At 37.0% G+C, this 20,794-nt stretch carries 24 protein-coding genes, 1 tRNA gene and 1 other RNA gene; 10 read left to right on the top strand and 16 right to left on the bottom strand.

All coding sequences use genetic code 11. The annotated features are described in order from the left end of the window. Positions 1-97 precede the first annotated feature (97 nt). From AC0NBN_RS09855 to arsB, 4 genes are read left to right on the top strand one after another with little or no spacing between them, the layout of a single operon-like run. Entirely contained in the window at positions 98-427 is a 330-nt protein-coding gene (locus AC0NBN_RS09855; protein ID WP_047094742.1) for an ArsR/SmtB family transcription factor, read from the top strand. A 59-nt stretch (positions 428-486) separates the two neighbouring features. Continuing rightward, positions 487-951, top strand: coding sequence for a DUF6428 family protein (locus tag AC0NBN_RS09850; protein WP_003002385.1), 465 nt, complete (start codon positions 487-489; stop codon positions 949-951). A 19-nt stretch (positions 952-970) separates the two neighbouring features. Beyond that, positions 971-1,585, top strand: a complete 615-nt coding sequence (locus tag AC0NBN_RS09845) for a low molecular weight phosphatase family protein (RefSeq protein ID WP_072885949.1) — start codon at positions 971-973, stop codon at positions 1,583-1,585. Between the two features lie 3 nt (positions 1,586-1,588). Further along, positions 1,589-2,617, top strand: coding sequence for an ACR3 family arsenite efflux transporter (gene arsB / locus AC0NBN_RS09840; protein WP_091098876.1), 1,029 nt, complete (start codon positions 1,589-1,591; stop codon positions 2,615-2,617). An 81-nt stretch (positions 2,618-2,698) separates the two neighbouring features. Here the strand turns inward: arsB and AC0NBN_RS09835 are convergent, their stop codons facing one another. The 6 genes from AC0NBN_RS09835 to AC0NBN_RS09810 form a co-directional block, all read right to left on the bottom strand. Then, a complete protein-coding gene (locus AC0NBN_RS09835; protein ID WP_160812521.1) occupies positions 2,699-3,580 on the bottom strand; it encodes an ORF6N domain-containing protein in 882 nt (293 codons plus the stop codon). Continuing rightward, entirely contained in the window at positions 3,570-5,663 is a 2,094-nt protein-coding gene (locus AC0NBN_RS09830; protein ID WP_013632654.1) for a type IA DNA topoisomerase, read from the bottom strand. Before AC0NBN_RS09830 ends, AC0NBN_RS09835 begins: the two co-directional genes overlap by 11 nt. A gap of 6 nt (positions 5,664-5,669) precedes the next feature. Continuing rightward, positions 5,670-7,130 carry a DUF3945 domain-containing protein gene (locus AC0NBN_RS09825; protein ID WP_160813221.1) on the bottom strand — a complete coding sequence of 487 codons (1,461 nt, stop codon included), beginning with the start codon at positions 7,128-7,130 and terminating at the stop codon, positions 5,670-5,672. 85 nt (positions 7,131-7,215) lie between these two features. Then, a complete protein-coding gene (locus tag AC0NBN_RS09820) occupies positions 7,216-7,524 on the bottom strand; it encodes a helix-turn-helix domain-containing protein (RefSeq protein ID WP_002978404.1) in 309 nt (102 codons plus the stop codon). A 12-nt stretch (positions 7,525-7,536) separates the two neighbouring features. Further along, a complete protein-coding gene (locus AC0NBN_RS09815) occupies positions 7,537-7,890 on the bottom strand; it encodes a helix-turn-helix domain-containing protein (protein ID WP_013632656.1) in 354 nt (117 codons plus the stop codon). Between the two features lie 250 nt (positions 7,891-8,140). Next, entirely contained in the window at positions 8,141-8,986 is an 846-nt protein-coding gene (locus AC0NBN_RS09810) for an RteC domain-containing protein (protein ID WP_034735056.1), read from the bottom strand. 355 nt (positions 8,987-9,341) lie between these two features. Between AC0NBN_RS09810 and AC0NBN_RS09805 the strand changes: the two genes are divergently transcribed. Next, a complete protein-coding gene (locus tag AC0NBN_RS09805; RefSeq protein ID WP_143885612.1) occupies positions 9,342-10,211 on the top strand; it encodes a polyphosphate kinase 2 family protein in 870 nt (289 codons plus the stop codon). 79 nt (positions 10,212-10,290) lie between these two features. On the opposite strand, the gene rnpB is transcribed toward AC0NBN_RS09805, so the two are convergent. Next, positions 10,291-10,614: RNase P RNA component class A (rnpB, locus tag AC0NBN_RS09800), an RNA gene on the bottom strand. 187 nt (positions 10,615-10,801) lie between these two features. Here rnpB and AC0NBN_RS09795 point away from each other — a divergent pair. Together AC0NBN_RS09795 and AC0NBN_RS09790 are read left to right on the top strand one after the other, a co-directional pair. Next, a complete protein-coding gene (locus tag AC0NBN_RS09795; protein WP_130915286.1) occupies positions 10,802-11,293 on the top strand; it encodes an RNA polymerase sigma factor in 492 nt (163 codons plus the stop codon). Next, positions 11,286-11,963 carry a beta-carotene 15,15'-monooxygenase gene (locus AC0NBN_RS09790; protein ID WP_143885613.1) on the top strand — a complete coding sequence of 226 codons (678 nt, stop codon included), beginning with the start codon at positions 11,286-11,288 and terminating at the stop codon, positions 11,961-11,963. The genes AC0NBN_RS09795 and AC0NBN_RS09790 overlap by 8 nt, the downstream gene beginning before the upstream one ends. A 17-nt stretch (positions 11,964-11,980) precedes the next feature. On the opposite strand, the gene AC0NBN_RS09785 is transcribed toward AC0NBN_RS09790, so the two are convergent. The 5 genes from AC0NBN_RS09785 to AC0NBN_RS09765 all read right to left on the bottom strand — a co-directional run bounded on the left by AC0NBN_RS09785 (position 11,981) and on the right by AC0NBN_RS09765 (position 15,094). Continuing rightward, positions 11,981-12,187 carry a hypothetical protein gene (locus AC0NBN_RS09785; protein ID WP_160813220.1) on the bottom strand — a complete coding sequence of 69 codons (207 nt, stop codon included), beginning with the start codon at positions 12,185-12,187 and terminating at the stop codon, positions 11,981-11,983. 30 nt (positions 12,188-12,217) lie between these two features. After that, entirely contained in the window at positions 12,218-12,865 is a 648-nt protein-coding gene (locus AC0NBN_RS09780; protein WP_160813219.1) for a DUF3575 domain-containing protein, read from the bottom strand. A 7-nt stretch (positions 12,866-12,872) separates the two neighbouring features. Next, entirely contained in the window at positions 12,873-14,048 is a 1,176-nt protein-coding gene (locus AC0NBN_RS09775; protein WP_160813218.1) for a thioredoxin fold domain-containing protein, read from the bottom strand. Positions 14,049-14,179: 131 nt separating this feature from the next. Further along, positions 14,180-14,259: transfer RNA gene (locus AC0NBN_RS09770), tRNA-Leu, on the bottom strand. A 67-nt stretch (positions 14,260-14,326) separates the two neighbouring features. Beyond that, the gene (locus tag AC0NBN_RS09765; protein ID WP_160813217.1) at positions 14,327-15,094 is read right to left on the bottom strand and encodes an MBL fold metallo-hydrolase; all 768 of its coding nucleotides are present in this window, start codon (positions 15,092-15,094) and stop codon (positions 14,327-14,329) included. Between the two features lie 53 nt (positions 15,095-15,147). Between AC0NBN_RS09765 and AC0NBN_RS09760 the strand changes: the two genes are divergently transcribed. Together AC0NBN_RS09760 and AC0NBN_RS09755 are read left to right on the top strand one after the other, a co-directional pair. Continuing rightward, complete coding sequence (locus AC0NBN_RS09760; RefSeq protein WP_143885618.1) at positions 15,148-16,575, top strand: TonB-dependent receptor; 1,428 nt, start codon at positions 15,148-15,150, stop codon at positions 16,573-16,575. An 11-nt stretch (positions 16,576-16,586) separates the two neighbouring features. Next, positions 16,587-17,036 (top strand): GAF domain-containing protein, encoded by a 450-nt coding sequence (locus AC0NBN_RS09755; RefSeq protein WP_143885619.1) that lies wholly within the window; start codon positions 16,587-16,589, stop codon positions 17,034-17,036. 66 nt (positions 17,037-17,102) lie between these two features. Here the strand turns inward: AC0NBN_RS09755 and AC0NBN_RS09750 are convergent, their stop codons facing one another. Continuing rightward, on the bottom strand, positions 17,103-17,699 hold the full coding sequence (locus tag AC0NBN_RS09750; protein WP_160813216.1) for a hypothetical protein: 597 nt from the start codon (positions 17,697-17,699) through the stop codon (positions 17,103-17,105). A gap of 30 nt (positions 17,700-17,729) precedes the next feature. Beyond that, on the bottom strand, positions 17,730-18,221 hold the full coding sequence (locus AC0NBN_RS09745) for a sigma-70 family RNA polymerase sigma factor (protein WP_160813215.1): 492 nt from the start codon (positions 18,219-18,221) through the stop codon (positions 17,730-17,732). A 146-nt stretch (positions 18,222-18,367) separates the two neighbouring features. On the opposite strand from AC0NBN_RS09745, the gene AC0NBN_RS09740 reads away from it, so the two are divergent. Continuing rightward, a complete protein-coding gene (locus tag AC0NBN_RS09740; RefSeq protein WP_160813214.1) occupies positions 18,368-19,192 on the top strand; it encodes an alpha/beta fold hydrolase in 825 nt (274 codons plus the stop codon). A 165-nt stretch (positions 19,193-19,357) separates the two neighbouring features. Here the strand turns inward: AC0NBN_RS09740 and AC0NBN_RS09735 are convergent, their stop codons facing one another. Both AC0NBN_RS09735 and AC0NBN_RS09730 read right to left on the bottom strand, forming a co-directional pair. Then, positions 19,358-19,606, bottom strand: a complete 249-nt coding sequence (locus AC0NBN_RS09735; RefSeq protein WP_160813213.1) for a NifU family protein — start codon at positions 19,604-19,606, stop codon at positions 19,358-19,360. Positions 19,607-19,642: 36 nt separating this feature from the next. Further along, positions 19,643-20,746: an Mrp/NBP35 family ATP-binding protein gene (locus AC0NBN_RS09730; RefSeq protein ID WP_160813212.1), complete on the bottom strand. Its 1,104-nt coding sequence runs from the start codon at positions 20,744-20,746 to the stop codon at positions 19,643-19,645. Between the last annotated feature and the right edge of the window lie 48 nt (positions 20,747-20,794).

Below are 20,794 nucleotides of genomic sequence, written 5' to 3'. Positions count from 1 at the left end.
TTTATACAGAATTGGTGCTTGGCTATATGTTTTTTCACAAACTACTTTTGTGGTTTAAATATTTATCGTAATATTGCGATATATTATTACAAATAAGATGGGCGTAACAAAAACAGAAATATTTACAGAACAGCAAAACAGCTTGGCAACCACTTTAAAGGCACTGGCTCATCCTGCCCGTATAGCTATCCTGCAATACATCATCAAGCAGAATGCTTGCATTTGTAATGACTTAGTGGAAGAATTAGGATTGGCGCAGGCTACGATTTCACAACATTTAAAAGAGCTTAAAAACATTGGTATCATCAAAGGCAATATAGAAGGGACAAGTGTGTGCTACTGTATTGATGAAAATGTTTGGCAGCAGATTAAAAAGGAACTCAATGCTTTCTTTATAGATAATGTAGAGGTTGATAAATGCTGTTAAGCATTTTTTTTAAGCACATTAATCGCAATAAAGCAATATAACAATTAAATAAAAAAATAATGAAACTATCAAACATCAAAGAAATCTTACCAGCATTGGATAATGTTGAATTTCAATTAGAGAACGGAACATTTGTACCCGAACACTTTCACGTTACCGAGATAGGTGTTATTACAAAACACTTCATTGATTGTGGCGGAACAATTAGAAACGAAAAAGTTGTCAATTTCCAATTATGGAATGCCAACGATTTTGAACACCGATTAAAGCCAACAAAGCTATTAAACATCATTAAGCTATCCGAAGAAAAGTTGGGTATTGAAGATGCCGAAATAGAAGTAGAATACCAAAGCGAAACGGTTGGTAAATACGATTTGAATTTTAACGGAAACCATTTTGTACTGAAAAACAAGCAAACCGCTTGCCTGGCAAGTGATGCTTGCGGTATTCCTGCCGAAAAGCAAAAGGTAAAATTATCAGAGCTGAATAATGCTTGCTGTACACCAAATTCGGGATGTTGCTAAACACTAAAAACAAAATGCGATGTATCAAAAACTAATCGAAATCATTAACAACAAAATTGATGTACAAAGCATCAGCGAAGAACGTAAAGCCGTATTACAACCGCTGATTGATTTTATACAGCAAAAAGTAAACGACAGGCAGGATATAAATATCAATTTCATCTGTACCCACAATTCCCGAAGAAGCCATTTATCACAGGTTTGGGCACAGGTAGCGTCAGCACATTTTAATATACCAAATGTACATTGTTATTCGGGCGGTACGGAAGAAACGTCACTATTTCCGAAAGTTGCAGAAACATTGACTAATCAGGGGTTTAACATTTTCAAAATCGCAGATACTAATAACCCTGTATATGCCATAAAATACAGCGATAATGCTTTGCCTGTTATCGGCTTTTCAAAAAAGTACGATAGTCCTTTCAACCCAGTATCAGCATTTACAGCCATTATGACCTGTTCACAGGCAGACGGTGGATGTCCATTTATTGCAGGTGCAGAAAAAAGGATACCTATCACATTTGAAGACCCTAAAATTTCAGACAATACACCGGAGCAATCACAGGTATATGCAGAAAGAAGTTTACAGATAGCAACGGAAATGTTTTATGTTTTTTCAAAAGTCAGTCAATAACCAATGCAACCAAAACTAAAATTTCTTGACCGTTACCTTACCTTATGGATATTCCTTGCAATGGCAGCAGGTATAGGTTTAGGGTATTTCTTTCCGGGAATATCAAAAATTACAAATGCTTTATCCGTAGGCACTACAAACGTTCCTTTGGCAATAGGTCTGATACTGATGATGTACCCGCCATTGGCAAAAGTGGATTATTCATTATTGCCCCAAGCATTTAAGGATAAAAAAGTAATCGGCATATCCTTATTGCTCAATTGGGTTATCGGTACAATATTGATGTTCGGATTAGCCGTTTTGTTTTTACGTAATGAACCCGATTATATGACAGGCTTGATATTGATAGGTTTGGCAAGATGTATCGCAATGGTAATCGTATGGAGCGATTTAGCTAAAGCAAACAGAGAATACACAGCTATGTTAGTTGCATTAAACAGCATCTTTCAGATAATTTCTTATAGCTTCTTAGTTTGGTTATTCATTAATGTATTACCAAGCAAATTAGGAGTAGCCAATTTCAATGTAAGCGTATCAATGAAAGACGTAACCGAAAGCGTATTAATATACTTAGGCATTCCTTTCTTAGCAGGTTTTATAAGCCGTTACGCATTGGTAAAGTCAAAAGGAATAGAATGGTATAACAGGAAATTTGTACCTCGAATATCGCCCATTACATTATATGCTTTACTGTTTACAATCGTATTAATGTTCAGTCTGAAAGGCGATAAAATATTAGAACTGCCAATGGATGTAGTAAAAGTAGCCATACCGTTAATCATCTATTTTGTACTAATGTTTTTTGTCAGCTTCTTTATCAATAAATCTTTAAACGTTCCTTACGACAAAAACGCATCCATCGCATTTACAGCCACAGGAAACAATTTTGAATTGGCAATAGCCGTAGCAATAGCGGTTTTCGGTATTCATTCTCCACAGGCATTTGTGGGCGTTATAGGACCGTTGGTAGAAGTACCTGTACTGATACTGTTGGTAAAAGCAAGTTTATGGCTAAAGAAGAAATATTACTAAAGGTTATTTAAGAACGTATTAGAGCATTTTGAAGCATAAAAAAACTAAAAATGAACCTCCGATAATTCGGAGGTTCATTTTTTACGGCTTGTTCAATATTTGAAGCATCCTGCCGACTTCAATATCCATTCTTGAAAAAGCAAACCATTTTTTGCCCAGGTCTTTGAGCGATGCCCCTATATGGTAGAGTTCTGTATGGTCAATAATCAAAAAACGGTCGTGGGCGTCGGAAAACACTTCAATTTCTATCGGAGGATATTGGCTATTGTAGCGTTGTAAGTCTAACCGTAACTGATTGCTGATACTTTTGGTAAGGATTGTAGCGGTTACATTAGTCTTACGCTTATCCAACAAGGTAAGCACCGTATCATCCACATAATTATCAAGCAGGATAACAGAGCTTTTGGCACTACGGATAATATCGGAAACAAAGGCGTAGGCATCAAAAATCTGCCCGTTGTAGAAAATGCCTTTTTCGCTGTGCAGCTTGTCGCTTTCCAAAGCCTTAAAAATCTCTTCAAATTTTTGGTCGGCTTCCAGTTGCTTTAACTCGATATTGTCCAAACGATGAAACAAAGAAGCGTTGCTGATGAGCATACGCCGCATTTCTACAAAGGCTTCCATTATTTCCACACTCATTTTAACGGCTATATCAGAACGAAGTATGGCAGATGCCATTGCAACGCCTTGTTCCGTAAAAGCATAGGGCAAATAACGTCTGCCGCCGTAATTTAAACTTGAGGTTCCAATTTGGAACCTCAAGTTTTCAACTTCCTCTTCGGTCAGTTGAAAGCAGAATGATACAGGAAAACGCTTAATATTTCTTTTAACAGCTTTGTTCAGGTTCTTTGTTTCTACCTGATATAAGGCAGCGAGGTCGCTATCCAACATTACCTGTTTGCCCCGGATAGTATAAATCAGGTTCCTGATTTCTTTGGGTACGATTGACGGTTTATTTTCCATTGCGTTTACTGCTTTTGTTTTTTTCAAACTCAAAGGAACTTTCAGCGTTTTCTTTCAGAATGATGTAAGCATCGAATTTCTTTCCGGCTTTGCTTGTCATTCCTTTGATAAGAGAGGTTTTGCCTTTATTGACAAGGTTTGTTACATTTTCGATACTGATTTGTACACCGCAGACGGTGCGGAACTGTACCCAGTTACAAGCCTCATCAGGGCATTTCACAATCTTGTCACGGATAATAAGCTGCTGACTTTTGCATTTCGGGCAGGTTAGTTTGGGTTGGTTGGTGCTTGCAATAGAGGTTTGTAGCAATTCATCGGTAATAGATTTGGCATAGGTTTCCATTTCCTTTTGGAATGTTCCGGCATCCGCTTCGTTATTTTCTATTTTCTGTAACGCCAATTCCCATTCGGCAGTCATTGCCACGTCTGCAATTTTCCGGTCTTTTACAAGCCCGTACACCTGCAATCCTTTTTCCGTAGGGATTAAAGAACGTTTATCCCGTTGGATATAATTACGGGTAAACAGGGTTTCGATAATGGCGGCTCTTGTTGCAGGAGTACCGATGCCGATATTTTTGAGGGCTTTGCGTTCTTCTTCGTTCTCAATTTCTTTCCCTGCGGTTTCCATAGCCGACAAAAGCCCGGCTTCGGTGTAAAGCACTGGTGGTTTGGTCTGCTTTTCCAAAACTGCGGCTTCCTTTATGGCAAGTTCGTCGCCTTTATGCAGTTCAGGTAATTCCTGCACTGGCTCTTCGCCGTCATCGGTAAAACTTCCTTTTATGGAACGCCAACCCGCTTCCTGAATTTTACAGCCTTTTGCCGTAAAGTCGTAATGCAATACCTGTAATGATACATCGGTTATTTCTTTGACACAGGCTTGCGATATGGCTTCAAGCAAGCGAAGCGCAATCATATTGTAAATCTTGTTTTCGTCTGCATTAAGTACGGACGGCACTTTGTCCGTAATCAACAAACCGTGATGGTCCGTTACACGGAGGTCATTCACGATACGTTTGTTGAACCGTCCCCATTTGATTTTGGTAAGGGCTTGCTTGCAATCCTCACGATTTTGCAATGCCCGCACGAGGTTTGGAATTTCTGCCCACATATCTTCAGGGATGTATTTGCTCCCGGTACGTGGGTACGTGATAAACTTCTTTTCGTACAGGCTTTGCGCAATATTGAGCGTTGCTTCAGCAGATAATTTCAGCCTTTTGTTGGCTTCCTTTTGTAAGCCTGTCAGGTCGAAAAGCAAGGGCGGTTGTTCTGTAACGCTTTTGGTTTCTACTGATGTAAAGGTTGCCGTTGCGCCACGCTGAATAGCTTTAAGGGTATCATCAGCAAGTTGCTTTTCGTCCCATTTGGTTGCGGAAATACTTTTGAAATCAACCTGGGCTTTGTTGTGCGTTAATTGTATCTGCCAGTATTTCTTTACCGTGAAATTCTTATTGTCGAGGTAACGTTTGCATATCAAAGCCAGTGTGGGCGTTTGCACTCTTCCAAGCGAATAGATACCATTGCCTGCGGCAATGCTCAATGCCTGTGTAGCATTGATGCCTACAAGCCAGTCGGCACGGCTTCTGCCTTGCGCTGCCTGATACAGTCCGTCAAATGCTGCCCCGTCTTTTAGGTTGTTGAAGCCTTGCTTTATTGCCTTTTCGGTAAGCGAACTTATCCAAAGGCGTTCAAAAGGTTTGTTGCATTTCAGGTATTCATAAATGTACCTGAAAATGAGTTCGCCCTCACGACCTGCATCGGTAGCAACGATGATGCTGTTGCTTTGCTTAAAAAGCTGCTCAATGACTTTCAGTTGCTTTAATGCGCCAGTATCGGCGGTGTACCCTTTGTCTTTTTTGACCTTGCGGACGGTCAATAAAAACGGGTTGGGCAATATCGGCAGGGATGCTTTATCAAATCCCGAAATGCCGTAATCTTCGGGCATTCCCAGTCCTATTAAATGACCGAATGCCCACGTAACAAAATAGCCGTTACCTGTCAGGTAGCCATCCTTTTTATCGGATGCTCCCACAAGTCCGGCTATTTCCCTTGCTACGCTTGGTTTTTCTGCAATGATTGTTTTCATACTGTATTACATTTTTCTGCCTTTGGATTTTTCAGGCTTGTTATCCTGTTGCTCCTGCTGCTTCTCGTTTTTCGGTCTTTGCTGCCCGGACTTCAAAGGCTCTTGGACGTTCTTGGTCGCTTCGTTGGTTTTACCCTCCGAATTGACGGCAGTTTGTGTTTTATGAGTTTCGGCAGGTTCTACCCGTGCTTTGTACTGACCGGTAAACTCAAAATTGGTCTTTCCGGTATCTTTGTCGAACGTGATATAACCCTTATACGGTTGGTCTTTTTTGTCTTTCAGTTCAACGTATATGGTTTGTCCGGCTTTGAACTTGTTGTACTGCTCATCATCCAGTTCTTTGCCCCTGAAAGTTCTTGGAGCTTCTTGCGGTTGGCTTTGCTGATTGCTTTGTTGGGTATTCTGTTGGTTCGTTTGCGCCTGCTGATTGTTGTTGCTTCTGTCAAACAGGAACTCAACATACCGTTTGTCCGCATTGAATTGTACAGTTGCCGAAAACTCCGTTCCTTTCGAGGAAATCATACCCTCTAAATAGAGCGGTTTGCCCTCCATCAGCGTTTGTTTTTGTTCGTCATTCAGCTTTACGCCCTTAATTTCATCGGGAATTTTTATAAACTCCGTGCGCAGTGCAACCAAGTCATTGGTCAGCCTGTCAATACTTATAATGGACGGCATCAGGTCGCCTGTTTTGGAGTTTACCAAATTGACGACACGCCCCATATTACCCGTTTCGAGCAGGTTTTTCTTGTCTTCGTCCGTAAACTTGTGACCGAAAAATTCAAAGTGGAGGTTAGGTTCTCTTTTGATACCGTGTATTGCCACGATAACATTGCCGTCTTCCGCTTGCTGTAAAGACAGGCGGGCATCCGTGCGGAGGATAGAGCCCCCGAGGTTGATACCTATCGGTAAAAGCTCATTGGTTTTATAACCTCGTAACAAAGGGTCGAGCAGGTTCCTTTTTTCAAGATACTCTTTGCTCAATCCGAGGTTTTTCATTGTGTCCCAATCAATCTGCTCCGGCTTGTAGCGATATTCGCTTGTTTCCGTTGTTGTTTGTGCTGTTGCCATATTATTTTGATTTTCTTGTTTTTTATCGGGTTGGGGTTCTGCTTTCACTTCGTGTTCTTTCAGCACTTTTTCGCCCTGTGGAGTGGGCTTATCTACGTGCTTTTGTAATTCCTCTGCTTTTTCAGCAGCAACCGAGGCAGGCACTTTGAAGAAAGTAAAGTTTGTAGGGTTCTTTAACTGGCTGAAAAAATTGGAAAAGAAGTTGGAAAAGAAATCACCGCTTTTATCCACACGCATAAACTGGTTTTGATTTTTCTTCGTGGGGTCAACGGTTTCCATTTTCCCGTTTTCGTCTATACTCTTTACTGCCTGGATTTTCATTTTCTCTTTATCCAGTACGAGTAAGATGTCCGAAAGCTGTTCGGGCATTTCCTGTTTATTAGTTGTTTCTTCGCTCATAATCTGAAAATTTCAAAATTTCACGATCGAATGTAAAGGAAGCCTTCACTGATTTGCTTTATGTGGCACTCAAAGGCAGCGTTTGTCACTTATTGGCATCCAGTTTAGGTAACGGAGGGTTAAAACTTTCCCTGATGAACTGATGCACATCGGATAGCTTGTAATACAGTTTTCCGCTAATGGTATAATAAGGGAGCTTACCTATGGAGCGATACCGTTGCAGGGAACGGTTACTGATTTTCAGCATTTGCAATAAATCCTGATTATCCAGTAACTCTTCGCCGTCTATGCTGTTGCGCTTCTTTTGTAAATCGTCTATGTGGTTGCCAAGAATGTCCAGCCTGTCCATTATGCGTTCCATCCACGCCACAAATTCCATTTTGTCGATATTCATACGGGTACGCTTTTAATGATTACCTGATTTCAGCTTTCTGCCTTTCTCGATATAGCTTTTGCCTTTCGCCATAAGCTGCTCCACATATTCATCGGTCGTCTGCACGGCGTTAGCGTTGAGCATTTCCTTGATAGCACCAATCGTATAGTAATACTGCCCGTACATTTTTGAAAAAGCTATCTGCCCGTTGGTGCGCATACGCCACAACGTTTTTTCGCTGATGTGGAGATACTGGCAGACTTCGTGGTTGTTGAGCCATAAGCTATCGTAGCTTGTATCTTCCAGTTTGAGGATATATTCGCTAATGGCTTTCAACCGTTCGTTGAGGTGCTTCCACACTTCTTCGTCAACTGTTATAATGTTCATTGCACTATTGTTTAATATTCACAGTACAAAATTCAGAAGTGTGGCAGTGTTTGTCTGCCAATGCGTACCCATTGGTTTGGCACTTTTTTTCAAATTTTTTGCAATGAGAAAAACCCTTGTTTAATAAGGGTTTTAGCGTGTTTCGGTTATTTTGTAGTAGCCTTTTGCCCATATATGCCAATTGGCATATATGGGCAAAGAAAAAGTAGTACATTTTGTGTACTGCTTTCAAACACTCGTGCTGATGTTGCTAAAGGTCTTTATCCATATACTCTTCGAGGGAAATTTTGAGCTGGTCTAAAAACACCGTTCGGGAGCCTGCCCTTGTTTTCATTCGGTGGAAAGAATGATGTATATCGTTCAAGGGCGTTCGGAAGAGGATTTGGAAAATCAATGCTAATTTCCTGATGCCTATTTTCCCGTATGCAATAGATTTGGAAACATACAGGGCGTAAATCAATTCTATCAGTGCATTTTGCGAGTTCGTCCACGAAATGTCTTTGTTTCCATCACCGTTTATTGAAATGGTATCGGGATTTTTTTCAGGGTTTATTTTGGTAAGCAAGAAAGTATAAAGTAATTCATTGGCTATAATATGGGCAACTTTGTTATCGTAATAAGTAGAAAAGCTAAGGTCAATTTCAAATACACTACTTTTTAGACCATCGTGGTAATTGATTTTTCCGAGCCTGAAATAACTGTGGTCACGGTCAGTTCTGCCTGCACGATAGTACCTGTAAAAATCCTCATTGGATATGCTTTCCTTGTATTCGGATTTCAGAATTTTCAGTTGGTTTTCAAAATAACTTTGGTGTATTCTCCCTGCACTTACGGGGCAGGTAGTTTCAATGCGGAATACCTTATTGTAATAAATAAGTTTTCCTAAAATCTGCGGTTTGATATTCTTGAAAAAATTGATTTCCTGCCGTTCGTCCTTAAATCCGGTCTGCAAGACTTTCATCTTTATAGTAAACAGCATTTCCTTTAAGAATAAGGTCATTTGGTAAGCCTCATCCGCAGTTTGCATCATTTGAGAAGATAGCATATCTTCCTGACGCTGAATTTCCGATAATATTTTGTTCAACACGATTTCCATAGCTTAGATTTTTAGAGATTAACACCATACGTTTCGGATTTACATTTTTGTTTATTTGTCAAAACTTGGAAATAATATCGGAACCAATATCACAGGTTGCCCCCATATTGGGGAAGATTTATTTTATAACGCCTTATGATGTATATTGGAAAAAGCAGAAAAAAGGGTTAAGTACGCTACGACTTAACCCTTTTTTTTATTAAATTTGCGGTAATGATTTACAAGGTAATCAGATGAAAGCGAGTGCAGTAAGCACCATTACTAAATCGTTACCGATAGCACTTTCGGTTCTTGTAAACTACTCTTTATTAGCCACTTTGGGCTATATTAATCTTTTTTAGTAAAAAAAATATCAATGGATAAGAATTTTTCAGATAATTTTAAAGTGACAGAAAATTTTTCGATTAAAAAAACACCCACTCAATATGAAGGTCCGCTTACAAAAGATGATGGTATTATCATTCTTAATGAAGAGAAACAAAAACTTAGAGAACTTCAGGAAAAACTCTATGCAGATGGAAGCAAATCTTTGCTGGTTGTACTTCAGGCAATGGATGCAGCTGGAAAAGACAGTCTTATAGAACACGTTTTCGGCGGTGTCAATCCACAAGGATGTAGCGTGACGAGTTTTAAAACCCCAAGTTCAAAAGAATATTCGCATGATTTTTTGTGGAGGCATTATCTGGCTTTACCTCAAAAAGGAATGATAGGAATTTTTAACCGTTCGCATTACGAAAGTGTTTTGGTTTGTAAAGTACATCCTGAATATAATTTGAGCGAAAAAACCTGGGATTCTGTAGATGATTTTGATGATAAATTCTGGGAAAACCGTTACGAAAGCATCAGAAATTTCGAAAAGCATCTGGCTCAAAATGGAACAACCATTATTAAAATTTTTCTTCATGTTTCAAAAGATGAACAAAAGAAAAGACTCCTTGACCGCATCAACGAACAGGATAAAAACTGGAAATTTTCTGCTTCTGATCTTCCTGAAAGGGCTTTATTTAATGAATATATGAAATGTTATGAAGAAGCCATCAACGAAACCTCAAAAGATCACGCACCATGGTATGTAATTCCTGCCGACAACAAATGGTTTGCAAGACTTTCTGCTATACAGATTATTATTGATACTTTAGAGAAAATGGATTTAAAATTCCCGGAACTTTCAGAAAAAGATAAGGCTGAATTAGATAATGCTAAAAAACAATTGGAAAGTGAATAAATTAGGACGGAAGATAGGAGTTAAAAACTTTATATTAAAACTTCCAGCTTCAAACTTCTGCCTTCCAGCTTAAACAAAAATCACGAGAAAATCTATAAGCCGGATTTTGTACTTCCTAAAAAGTGCCTGTTATTTATCTGCGTTTTACATTGCTGCAAAACTTGAGCTGATTACCCCTCGGCTTTCAGGACGAGCCGCCCCTATTTTCATTGCTGAAAAGAACCGATATACTTATCATTGCACCGCAAAGAGTTTACCTGGTTTCACTACAGCCGAACTGTACCTGCTTTCTGTTGCACTTGTCCTATCCTCACGGATGACGGATGTTATCCGCTTTGCTGCTCTATGGTGTCCGGACTTTCCTACCCTCAATTGAATGAGAATCAACAAGCCGATTTTCTCGTGGATGCAAAGATATGTAAAATGCGAATAGTAATTCATATTTTGTGAATGATGAACAGTCAATTCACTTTGTTGTCAATTCTTGAAACTTTTCAATTAAATTAAAAAATAAAATTTACAATTCAGTTACGAAGTAAAATTCACAATTGACTAATAATTATTATCTTCGTGCAGTTATAAAATTTGTTTTGGTTTCAAAAGAAAAAGAGTTTGCGCAGCTTGTAAAAGATAATCAGGGATTGATTATCAAAGTTTCGCGTCTCTATACCAACTCTCTGGAAGATGAAGAAGATTTGTTTCAGGAAATCGTACTTCAGCTTTGGCGGAGTTATGACTCTTTTAAAGGAAATTCAAAAATTTCAACGTGGATGTACCGTGTAGCGCTCAATACTGCAATTACTCTTTTCAGAAAAAAAACCAAAAGCATACAGACCAATGAGCTGGACATCAATCATCGGGATTTTGTAGAAGATGATGATGAAAAACAACAGCAGATTTCACTTCTTTACACTGTTATAAAAACTTTACCCAATGTAGAACGAGCCATCGTGATGATGTATCTGGATGATTTACCATATAAAGATATTGCAGAAAATTTGGGAATTACCGAAGTCAATGCGCGTGTAAAAATGAACCGACTCAAAAAAGTCCTTAAAGAAAAAATGGAAAAACATGCCTGAATTTGATTTAGACAGCTTTAAAAAAACCTGGCAGGAACAGTCTGTACAGTCCAAATATGATCAAAATGAGATCCTGAAGATGCTCAATAAAAAATCTCGCAACTATATGAAATATATTTTCTGGATCAGCGTGGCAGAGTTTTTATTTTTTAGTATTTTGGGATTATTTTACATTGTTAAAAGCAATGATTCGCAAAGTTTTCTTTCAATTTTGGAAAAAATGGGCGTTCAGAAAGATGTGGAACTCGAAAATAAGCTTGATAATATTTATTTATTAATCAAAATTCTAAGTCTTCTGGTAACCGGATTTTTTGTAGTAATATTTTATCTGAATTACCGAAAGATAAAAGTTGAAGAAGATCTGAAGAAATTTATTATAAGGATTATCACATTCAAAAAGACAGTTAACGCTTTTATTCTCACCAATATTGGCTTGCTGATTATCTTAATTTTGGTTTTAACGGGATTTGTATTTTATATCCTCAACACACAGCACATTGAGCTGAGCGGCTCGGAATTTACCGGATTTATCGTTGGAATTATCGCAAGTACGGTTTTGTGTGTAATGCTGATCTGGATTTATTACAGACTGGTCTACGGAATCATTATGGGAAGATTGGACAAAAACCTGAAACAACTTAAAGAAATTGAGTCTCAGGAAAATATGTAACAAAAATGTGGCTACTACTAATCAAAATTTTGGGGCGGCGTTTTATCGTCTTTCCCTCTGTTCATAATAACTAAACCTAAAGACAATCCTACAACACCTGCTCCGGCAATCATAAGCGCTCTTTCCAGTTTATCGGCTTCATTATTCCCTAAGTAATTCATCAAAAAAAGAATAACAAAAGTGATCGCAGAAATGATAAGATGATTTTTTCCAAATAATTTCATTGTAAATTTATTTTAATTAGTGATATAGAATTATTTCAGACGGTAAGAAATCATTATTCCGCCGCGATAAGGCAGTATTTCTCCACTTCTGTTGTATCCGTCTGGTTTTTCGTCATATCTTTTACCTGATATTCTGTCGTAACCTTTGTAAAAATCCTGTGACGAACCAACTGTTCCGTAAACGTCCATTCGCCAGTTTTCGGAAAGCTTAAACTGATACCCTAATGTAGCACCAAACAAAACAGAATAGCCTTTTTGGTAGAGATTTGATTTAATAAAAGTTACGCCTTCCTCGTTTTTACTCGGATAAAGCTCATCGCTCCAGTAATTCCATTTTTGAAGCACAAAAGATGATGCCGCAATATTAGCTCCAACATACCATCCCTGAAAAGCTTCTTTAAAATAATAACGCCCTTCCAATGACAATGAATAATACTGAAGCTCATGTCCTGCAAAAGATTTCCACGGCGAAACCAGAATATCACCCTGCATCGTAAATTTCTGATTCAGCTGATATTCCAAGCCTGCATTCACAATTCCAATCGGAATAAATAAAGCATTACCTTTTATATATAGTTTTTTCTCCGAATTATCATTTTGAAAATCAGAATTTTCCTGCGCTTGTAATCTAAAAACAGAAAGCAGTACAAAAAGCAGGGTAAAAAAGTTAATCTTCATTTTCTATTCACTTTATCTGGTTAAGAATACCTTGAGCTAGACCTGAATCTTTTCCAGTTCTTGAAGCAATATCTTTCGATAGTTCGGCGAAGTTTTTAGCCAGATCTTTATTACCTAAACTTAAATAAATTTTTGCCAGAATATAGGTATTTTCGGAAGTTTCTCCTCTCATAACAGATTTTTCTGCCCATTCTGCTGCTTTTTTCAGAGATGATACATTTTTAATATGATCAGAAAAAATCCAAGCTGCTTTTAATAATTCATCAGCATCAAAATCATCTGCATTTTTATAATACTCTAAAGCTGTTTTTTCATATTCCTGAAAATCGGCATTTTGTTCATAATACGCAAGTTTTGTCTGATTAAGCTTCAGTTGTGCTGTTTCTCTTCCTACAAGAGGTTCTGCTGTTTTCAGAAAATAATCATCATTGATTTTTTTCTTCTTTTCATCAATAGATTCCTGAACTACTTTAGCCAGAACAAGCTGATTTTTAAAATCATTATAATTCTGCTCAGGGAAAAACTGCAGAATATCTGATTTTCTGTCTAAAAATATTTTATAATTAGGATCTTCGGTAGATTTTAGGAAGAAAAGTAAATATCCCACTTCATCTTTTGTAAGCGATTCGCTTTTGGATTTGTTGGAGAAATATCTTTCAGAAGCTTTTTTGGCAAAATCAAAATCAGAATTGGAGTTGAGTTTCATAATACTGACCAAAAATGCGGGATCTTTTTCTCCCTTAGCAAACCTTTCTTTCAATGAACCTTTTTTATTCGAAGGAGAATCAATATTCTCAGCCATTGCCAGAAACATACTTTCCTCCATATATCCATAATTCTGAGAAACCAGTTCACCATCGCCATTCAGAAACAGATAAGTAGGATAAGATCTTACGCCGTATTTGGCAGCAATTTCTCTTCCTTCACCTTTTTCCATATCAATACGGGCGTTCACAAAGTTTTTATTGTAAAAATCACCAACAGATTTTTGAGGAAACACATTTCTTTCCATCATTTTACACGGACCACACCATGAAGCATAGGCGTCAACAAAAACAAGCTTATTTTCCTTTTTTGCTTTAGCAAGCATATCTTTGAACGGAATTTCTTCGAATTTAATTCCTTCCTGAGCCAATATAAGAACAGTAAAAAAAACAAATAATCCGGAGATTAATCTTTTCATTTCTAAAGTATTTTAAGAAAGCGAAGATACTTATTTTTTGAATTTATATGAATAATGAAGAGGATAAAGAATATAATGTAATTGAAATAAATAAAAATCCTCTGATAACAATAGTTTCAGAGGATCTTTTGTACCCAGGACCGGGATCGAACCGGTACTCCTAAGAACTGGTGTTTGAGACCAGCGCGTCTACCAATTCCGCCACCTGGGCTGCTGTAAATCGGTGTGCAAATATAGAAACTTTTTTTACTATTCAAAAACTTTTTATCAAATTTTCTTTAAAAAATAATCTCCAAACCATCGTAAGCAAGGGAAATTCCATCAGGAAGCTCTTTATTTTCAACATCATGCAGCCCAAAATGATGACTGATGTGCGTTAGAAATAATTTCTTAGGCTTCAGCTCTTCAAACAACTCTAAAATATCCGGCAGAATAAAATGAGCAGGATGAGGATCAAATTTGCGTATGCAGTTCAAAATTAAAACATCCAGATTTTTAAGTTTCTCTTTTTCCGCTCCGGAAATAGAACCTGCATCTGTAATGTATGCAAGACTTTTAAATTTATACCCAAAAACAGGAATTTTGTAATGAGTAACCTCAACAGGCTGTATTTCTGTATTAGCTACGGTAAACTTTTCATTTTCTATTATGTGAAGATCAAATGCAGGAGCTCCGGGATATTTTTCATCCGCAAAAGCATACGGAAATCGTTTTTTAACCTCACCTCCTACTCTTTTCATACAATACAGCGGCATATTTTCTCCACTTTTGAAAATCAGCGGACGCATATCATCCAATCCGATAACGTGATCGTTGTGCTCATGCGTTAATAAAGCAGCATCAATATGATTTTCATGATTCAGAAGCATCTGCTGTCTGAAATCTGGACCGCAATCAATAAGAATCTTCCTATTTTCTTCGGTAGTTACCATTACTGAAGCCCGGAAACGACTGTCCTTCGGGTTTTCTGATGTACAGACCTCGCAAGTGCAGCCAATTACCGGAACACCCTGTGAAGTGCCTGTTCCTAAAAATTTCAACTTCATTTCTTTTGAGGTTGTTTTAATTTTGGTAAATTTACGAAAAATTTAATGTCCTAATGTATCAGAAACTAACTCCTAAACAAAAAGCATTAACAATTAACTTAGATCCTACTATTTATGGTACTTTCGCAGAAATTGGAGCAGGACAGGAAACCGTTCGACACTTTTTTAGAGCTGGAGGAGCTTCAGGTACAATTGCAAAAGCAATGTCGGCTTACGATAAAGATTTTAGTGACGCTATTTACGGAAAAGAGGTAAAAAACAGATATGTAACCCAAAACCGACTCAGAAAAATGCTTCGTTATGAAGTATCGCTTATTGAAGAAAGAATCTCAAGAGACAGCAATCCCGGAAGAAAATATTTCTCTTACGCCAATACCGTTACCACCATCAATTTTGATAAAACAGTAAAAGGTCATGGCTGGGTAGGAATCCGTTTTCAGGTAAAAGAAAATGAGGATTACAACGAAATCGTTATTCATGTAAAATTTAAAGAAAATGACGCCACTTTACAGCAGGAAACTCTGGGAAATCTTGGTGTGAATCTTATTTTCGGGGCTTTTACCTATTATGACAATCCAAGAAGACTCATTGAGTCTCTTTACGATGATATCGCAACAGATAATCTGGAGATTGATATGATTGACTTCAGCGGACCGGCGTTTGCCTACGTTGACAACAGGCTGATGTCTTTACAGCTCGTAAAAAATAACATGACTGATGCTGTAATTTTCAATTCTGAAGGAAACAATATGCTTCCGGCAGATATTTTATACAAAAAAAATATTTTTGCGGTAAGAGGAAGCTTCAGACCCGTTACAAAGGTAAATATTGATATGCTGCGCAATGGAATGGACATGTTTCTAAAAGATGCTATCTGCACTCATGAAGAAACCGAAATTCTTATAGAAATTACCATTTCCAATCTAAGAGCAGACGGAGACATTGATGAAAGAGATTTTCTTGACCGTGTGGATGTTTTGGGAAAACTGGGCTATACCGTAATTATTTCCAATTTCTCTGAATATTACAGACTGATAGATTATTTTTCTCATTATACCAACGGTGATATTGGAGTTGCAATGGGAGTAAATAATCTACTAATGGTATTTGATGAGAAATACTACAAAGATCTTTCAGGAGGAATTCTGGAAGCATTCGGAAAGTTTTTCCGAAACGGAATGAGAGTATATCTCTATCCATACAAAGATCCCGAAACACATGAGCTTCTGGACTCTTCCAATCTGAAAGTAGAAGAGAATCTGAAAGAGCTGTACAAATATTTCAAACTCAACAACCGTATTGTAGATATTAAAAATTACAATCCGCAGTTTTTGGAAATTTATTCGCGGGAAATTCTCAGAAAAATCTCATGCAATATGAACGGATGGGAAAATCAGGTACCGGAAGGTGTCGCAGAAATGATTAAAGAAAGAGGAATGTTCGGCTTTAAAAACGAACTGTCCCTTAAACAGTTTTCATAAAAATTATAAAAATGTCTGAATTAAAAAAAAGACTTTCGTCTATTCTGGAAAGTCCGAAGCATAATACTGAAGAAAAACTTCAGAAAGTTTGTCATTTACTGGATCAGGAGATTTCCTATTTCAACTGGACGGGTTTTTATTTCAAAAACGGGGATAAAAACGAGCTTAAACTAGGTCCTTATGTAGGCGCCGAAACCGATCATACCATTATTCCGTACGGAAAAGGAATCTGCGGACAGGTAGCTGTTTCCAACGAAACATTTGTAGTTCCTGATGTACATTTGCAGGACAATTATTTAAGCTGCTCTATTGATACAAAAGCGGAAATTGTAGTTCCGATTTTTAAGAATGGAGAAAATATCGGGCAGATAGATATTGATTCTCATACTTTAGATCCTTTTACAAAAGAAGATTTAGAACTGTTGGAGTGGCTTTGTAATGAAGTTTCAAAGATTTTGTAATTCATTTTCTCTCAATTCTAAAATAAATGAAAGCGGCAGATAGATAATTTCTGTCGCTTTTTTTATTTAATTATTTTTAAGATGCAAAAAAAGAGATTCAATCTTTTTAATATATTGACCATAAAATTTGTTGAACCACCATTTCCCAAACACGAAAAGCAGAACAATACCTACAACTAAGGTAGAAATCAAAATAACAGCAATTTTCATATCGGATAATGGTATCTGCCGCGGAATAAACTCCAGAACAATCAGCAGTTCGCATACTAAAAAAGGAGCAAATGCAACATAAAAAGACAGATAATACTGTTTGTTAAGCTCAAGCTGATGCAAAAGATCTTTCAGTCCCTCAAGCGTATTAAGATTCATATCGGTCATGTTTCTGTAAAGTTTAAAAAACTTATCGAAAAAAAACATAGTCACAAAAATCATTGAAGCAACAAGAATGGAAATATAAAATTTAAATTTGAACGGAGCTTCACAAACAGCAATTAATGCAAAAGCAAAAATAAAAATACCCAGAGTAGACCAAAATTCCATCCTCATATTTTTTCTTATCTTTTCCAAAGGAAGATGAATGCGGTTTTTATCTTCCATATTAATTTCCGGAATCTTTTCAGACTGATCGTCATTCCACATATTTTTCAGTTCATCTATATTCATAGCAAAAGTTATTAAGATTAACTATAATTTTTAGTTTAAAAGTTCTTTAAGTTTATTTTTTGCCCGGTTCATTTTTACCCGTACATTTCCCTCCGAAATTCCCATTTGTTCGGCAATTTGTTTTCCGGAAAAATTTTCCAGATAGTAAAAAATAAATGCTTTATCAATGGGATTAAGTTTATTGATCGCAGAATACATTTTTGAAAGTTTCTCTTCTTTTTCATCATCATATTCCTCGTTTTTGATTCTATAATCAGAAAAAACATCATTGGTGGTTATGAAACTCCTTCTTTTCTCAGATCTCAGAAACATAATGGCGGTATTGAGAGCAATTCTGTAAAGCCAGGTAGAAAACTCGCTATCCCCTCTGAAAGTAGAATACGCTTTCCAGACCTGATAGGTAATTTCCTGAAAAAGATCTTCCCGATCACTCTGGTTATCCATATACATTTTGGAAATCTTATAAATGATTCCCTTATGTTTTTCAATCTTTTGTAAAAATTCCTTTTGTTGTAAAGTCATTTGATTGCACTCTATAGAGTTAGTATCTCTGGAATAAAAATGTTACAAATTATTATAAAATTAAAAATAAAGACAATAAAGATTAAAAATAATACCTCAGCTGGCTCAAAATTTGTTTTGAATGTGTTACACCAAAAAATATAGATATGCCTTACATTACAAAACAAAATGACAAGAGTTTTGAACTTTATTATGAAGATTTCGGATCAGGACAGCCTATTATTCTCATTCACGGATGGCCGTTGAGCGGAAAATCCTGGGAGCTCCAGGTTCCTATACTTCTTGATTTGGGTTACAGAGTCATTACCTATGACAGAAAAGGTTTCGGGAAATCTGCACCTACGTTAGACGGTTATGATTATGACTCTCTTGCAGCAGATCTTCATGAATTAATTTCTCAGCTTGAGCTAAAAAATGTAATTCTTTTTGGCTTTTCTATGGGTGGCGGAGAAGTCGTACGTTATCTTACTAATTATGGTTCTGAAAATATTGATAAAACAGCATTAATTTCATCCATCATTCCTTTGGTTAAACAAAAAGAGGACAATCCGCACGGAGTTCCACCAGAAGAATTGGCTGAAATTATGAAAAATTTGAGGCTAGACCGAATAAACTTTTTGGAAACTTTCCACAAAAATTTTTACAACTATGGAATGCTTTCTCCTACCGTAAGTCCAAAACAAATGGATTTCGATTGGGCTATTGCATCATGTGCCTCGCCTATTGCCACCATCAAGTGTGCAGAAAGCTGGGCAGATACAGATTTCAGGTCTGAACTCGCCAATGTTACCGTAAAAACACTTATCGTTCATGGTGACAGCGACCAGATTGTTCCTATTGAAACTTCCGGTCAACAAGCAGCGCAAGGCATTCCGGACAATCATTTTGTAACCATTGAGGGTGCTCCGCACGGTCTGAATGTTACTCATGCAGAGGAACTCAATCAAATAATTACTAAATTCTTATCCTAGTTTTTTCAGTTTATAGTTTTTATTAAGTGAAGCCGCAGTTTTTTTTACTGCGGCTTTTTTTCTTAAAAAATAATGTTAATTGTACTGAAACCAAGATTTATAAATTATAATATAAAAAAAGACAGACCTTCACAGATCTGTCTTAAAAATATATTGTCGTATTTTTTACTCTACATTTACTACCTTTTCAATTTCGGGAGCGTATTGTTTGATGGTGTTTTCTACGCCTAATTTAAGAGTAGAAAAGTTAAGAGAACAACCAGAGCAATTACCTAAAAGCTTAACAAAAACTGTTTCGTCTTTTACATCAATCAGCTCAATATCTCCACCGTCTTTATTAAGAAACGGACGAATGCTGTCTAAAGCCTCCATCACTTTGGTTACTGTATCTTCGTGTGTTGTTTTTATTTCCATATTTGGTTTGGTTTTCAAAATTTATTTGAAATTATATTATTTTTTGGGTGAACAACCAGCCATTGTGGTAATTTTCACTGCTTCTGTCGGAGGAAGAAACTTATTTCTTTCTACCAGACTTTCTACCATTTTTTGTGCAGTTTCGGTATAGATGTCAGCAATTTTAGAGCCTTCCTGCAAAGCAGCCGGTCTTCCGACATCTCCTGCTTCTCTGATGCTCTGAATCAAAGGAATTTCTCCTAAAACAGGAATATTTAAATCATCTGCCAAATACTGCGCTCCCTGATTTCCAAAGATATAATATTTATTCTCAGGTAATTCTTCAGGCGTAAAATACGCCATATTTTCTATCAATCCAAGAACAGGAATGTTAATACTTTCCATCTGGAACATGGCAATTCCTTTTCTTACGTCTGCCAAAGCAACATGTTGAGGTGTACTTACGATCACTGCTCCCGTTACCGGAACTTCCTGAATAATAGACAAATGAATATCACCAGTTCCCGGAGGAAGATCAATTAATAAGAAATCCAGTTCTCCCCAAGCTGCATCTCTGATCATCTGGTTCAAAGCTTTTGAAGCCATCGGTCCTCTCCAGACAACTGCCTGATTTGCTCCTGAAAAATATCCTATCGAAAGCATTTTCACCCCATAATTTTCAATAGGCTTCATTAAATTTTTTCCGTCAATTTCTACAGAAATTGGCTTTTGTCCTTCTGTATCAAACATTGTAGGAACTGAAGGTCCGTAAATATCGGCATCTAACAAACCTACTTTAAAACCCATTTTGGCTAAAGTTACCGCAAGATTGGCTGCAACTGTAGATTTACCAACTCCGCCTTTTCCTGATGCAATAGCAATGATATTTTGGATTCCAGGAATTTGTTTTCCTTTGATCTGACTTTGCTGAATTTCACTTGGTTCAGGTGAAACAATTTTAAGTTTTAAATTAATTTCTTCTCCAAACTCACTGGCAAAAGCCTGCTTCATTGCCGCCTCAAGCTTTTTCTTTTCATGCATTGCAGGAGAATGAGCAGTCATATCAATATAAACATCATTTCCCATAATCTGAAAATTATTTACCAGATCATCTACTTCTATTTCTTTAAGGAAATTCTGAACCTTTTCTTTAGTCAACATAAAATATAAATTGACTACAAATTTACGCAATTTTTAATTATTTAGAAT

The organism is Chryseobacterium sp. L12, assembly GCF_056133985.1.
The sequence above is the reverse complement of the archived record's forward strand: the minus strand, read 5'-3'. Positions and strand labels throughout refer to the sequence as shown.

What these genes read in the sequence shown, in the direction of transcription:
- AC0NBN_RS09745 (WP_160813215.1), bottom strand. Translation starts at nt 18,221, where the DNA reads ATGACTTTACAACAAAAGGAATTTTTACAAAAGATTGAAAAACATAAG.
- AC0NBN_RS09810 (WP_034735056.1), bottom strand. Translation starts at nt 8,986, where the DNA reads ATGGAAATCGTGTTGAACAAAATATTATCGGAAATTCAGCGTCAGGAA.
- AC0NBN_RS09740 (WP_160813214.1), top strand. Translation starts at nt 18,368, where the DNA reads ATGCCTTACATTACAAAACAAAATGACAAGAGTTTTGAACTTTATTAT.
- AC0NBN_RS09805 (WP_143885612.1), top strand. Translation starts at nt 9,342, where the DNA reads ATGGATAAGAATTTTTCAGATAATTTTAAAGTGACAGAAAATTTTTCG.
- AC0NBN_RS09785 (WP_160813220.1), bottom strand. Translation starts at nt 12,187, where the DNA reads ATGAAATTATTTGGAAAAAATCATCTTATCATTTCTGCGATCACTTTT.
- AC0NBN_RS09830 (WP_013632654.1), bottom strand. Translation starts at nt 5,663, where the DNA reads ATGAAAACAATCATTGCAGAAAAACCAAGCGTAGCAAGGGAAATAGCC.
- AC0NBN_RS09775 (WP_160813218.1), bottom strand. Translation starts at nt 14,048, where the DNA reads ATGAAAAGATTAATCTCCGGATTATTTGTTTTTTTTACTGTTCTTATA.
- AC0NBN_RS09750 (WP_160813216.1), bottom strand. Translation starts at nt 17,699, where the DNA reads ATGAATATAGATGAACTGAAAAATATGTGGAATGACGATCAGTCTGAA.
- AC0NBN_RS09765 (WP_160813217.1), bottom strand. Translation starts at nt 15,094, where the DNA reads ATGAAGTTGAAATTTTTAGGAACAGGCACTTCACAGGGTGTTCCGGTA.
- AC0NBN_RS09845 (WP_072885949.1), top strand. Translation starts at nt 971, where the DNA reads ATGTATCAAAAACTAATCGAAATCATTAACAACAAAATTGATGTACAA.
- AC0NBN_RS09855 (WP_047094742.1), top strand. Translation starts at nt 98, where the DNA reads ATGGGCGTAACAAAAACAGAAATATTTACAGAACAGCAAAACAGCTTG.
- AC0NBN_RS09820 (WP_002978404.1), bottom strand. Translation starts at nt 7,524, where the DNA reads ATGAATATCGACAAAATGGAATTTGTGGCGTGGATGGAACGCATAATG.
- AC0NBN_RS09730 (WP_160813212.1), bottom strand. Translation starts at nt 20,746, where the DNA reads ATGTTGACTAAAGAAAAGGTTCAGAATTTCCTTAAAGAAATAGAAGTA.
- AC0NBN_RS09760 (WP_143885618.1), top strand. Translation starts at nt 15,148, where the DNA reads ATGTATCAGAAACTAACTCCTAAACAAAAAGCATTAACAATTAACTTA.
- AC0NBN_RS09815 (WP_013632656.1), bottom strand. Translation starts at nt 7,890, where the DNA reads ATGAACATTATAACAGTTGACGAAGAAGTGTGGAAGCACCTCAACGAA.
- AC0NBN_RS09850 (WP_003002385.1), top strand. Translation starts at nt 487, where the DNA reads ATGAAACTATCAAACATCAAAGAAATCTTACCAGCATTGGATAATGTT.
- AC0NBN_RS09755 (WP_143885619.1), top strand. Translation starts at nt 16,587, where the DNA reads ATGTCTGAATTAAAAAAAAGACTTTCGTCTATTCTGGAAAGTCCGAAG.
- AC0NBN_RS09790 (WP_143885613.1), top strand. Translation starts at nt 11,286, where the DNA reads ATGCCTGAATTTGATTTAGACAGCTTTAAAAAAACCTGGCAGGAACAG.
- AC0NBN_RS09780 (WP_160813219.1), bottom strand. Translation starts at nt 12,865, where the DNA reads ATGAAGATTAACTTTTTTACCCTGCTTTTTGTACTGCTTTCTGTTTTT.
- AC0NBN_RS09735 (WP_160813213.1), bottom strand. Translation starts at nt 19,606, where the DNA reads ATGGAAATAAAAACAACACACGAAGATACAGTAACCAAAGTGATGGAG.
- AC0NBN_RS09825 (WP_160813221.1), bottom strand. Translation starts at nt 7,130, where the DNA reads ATGAGCGAAGAAACAACTAATAAACAGGAAATGCCCGAACAGCTTTCG.
- AC0NBN_RS09835 (WP_160812521.1), bottom strand. Translation starts at nt 3,580, where the DNA reads ATGGAAAATAAACCGTCAATCGTACCCAAAGAAATCAGGAACCTGATT.
- arsB (WP_091098876.1), top strand. Translation starts at nt 1,589, where the DNA reads ATGCAACCAAAACTAAAATTTCTTGACCGTTACCTTACCTTATGGATA.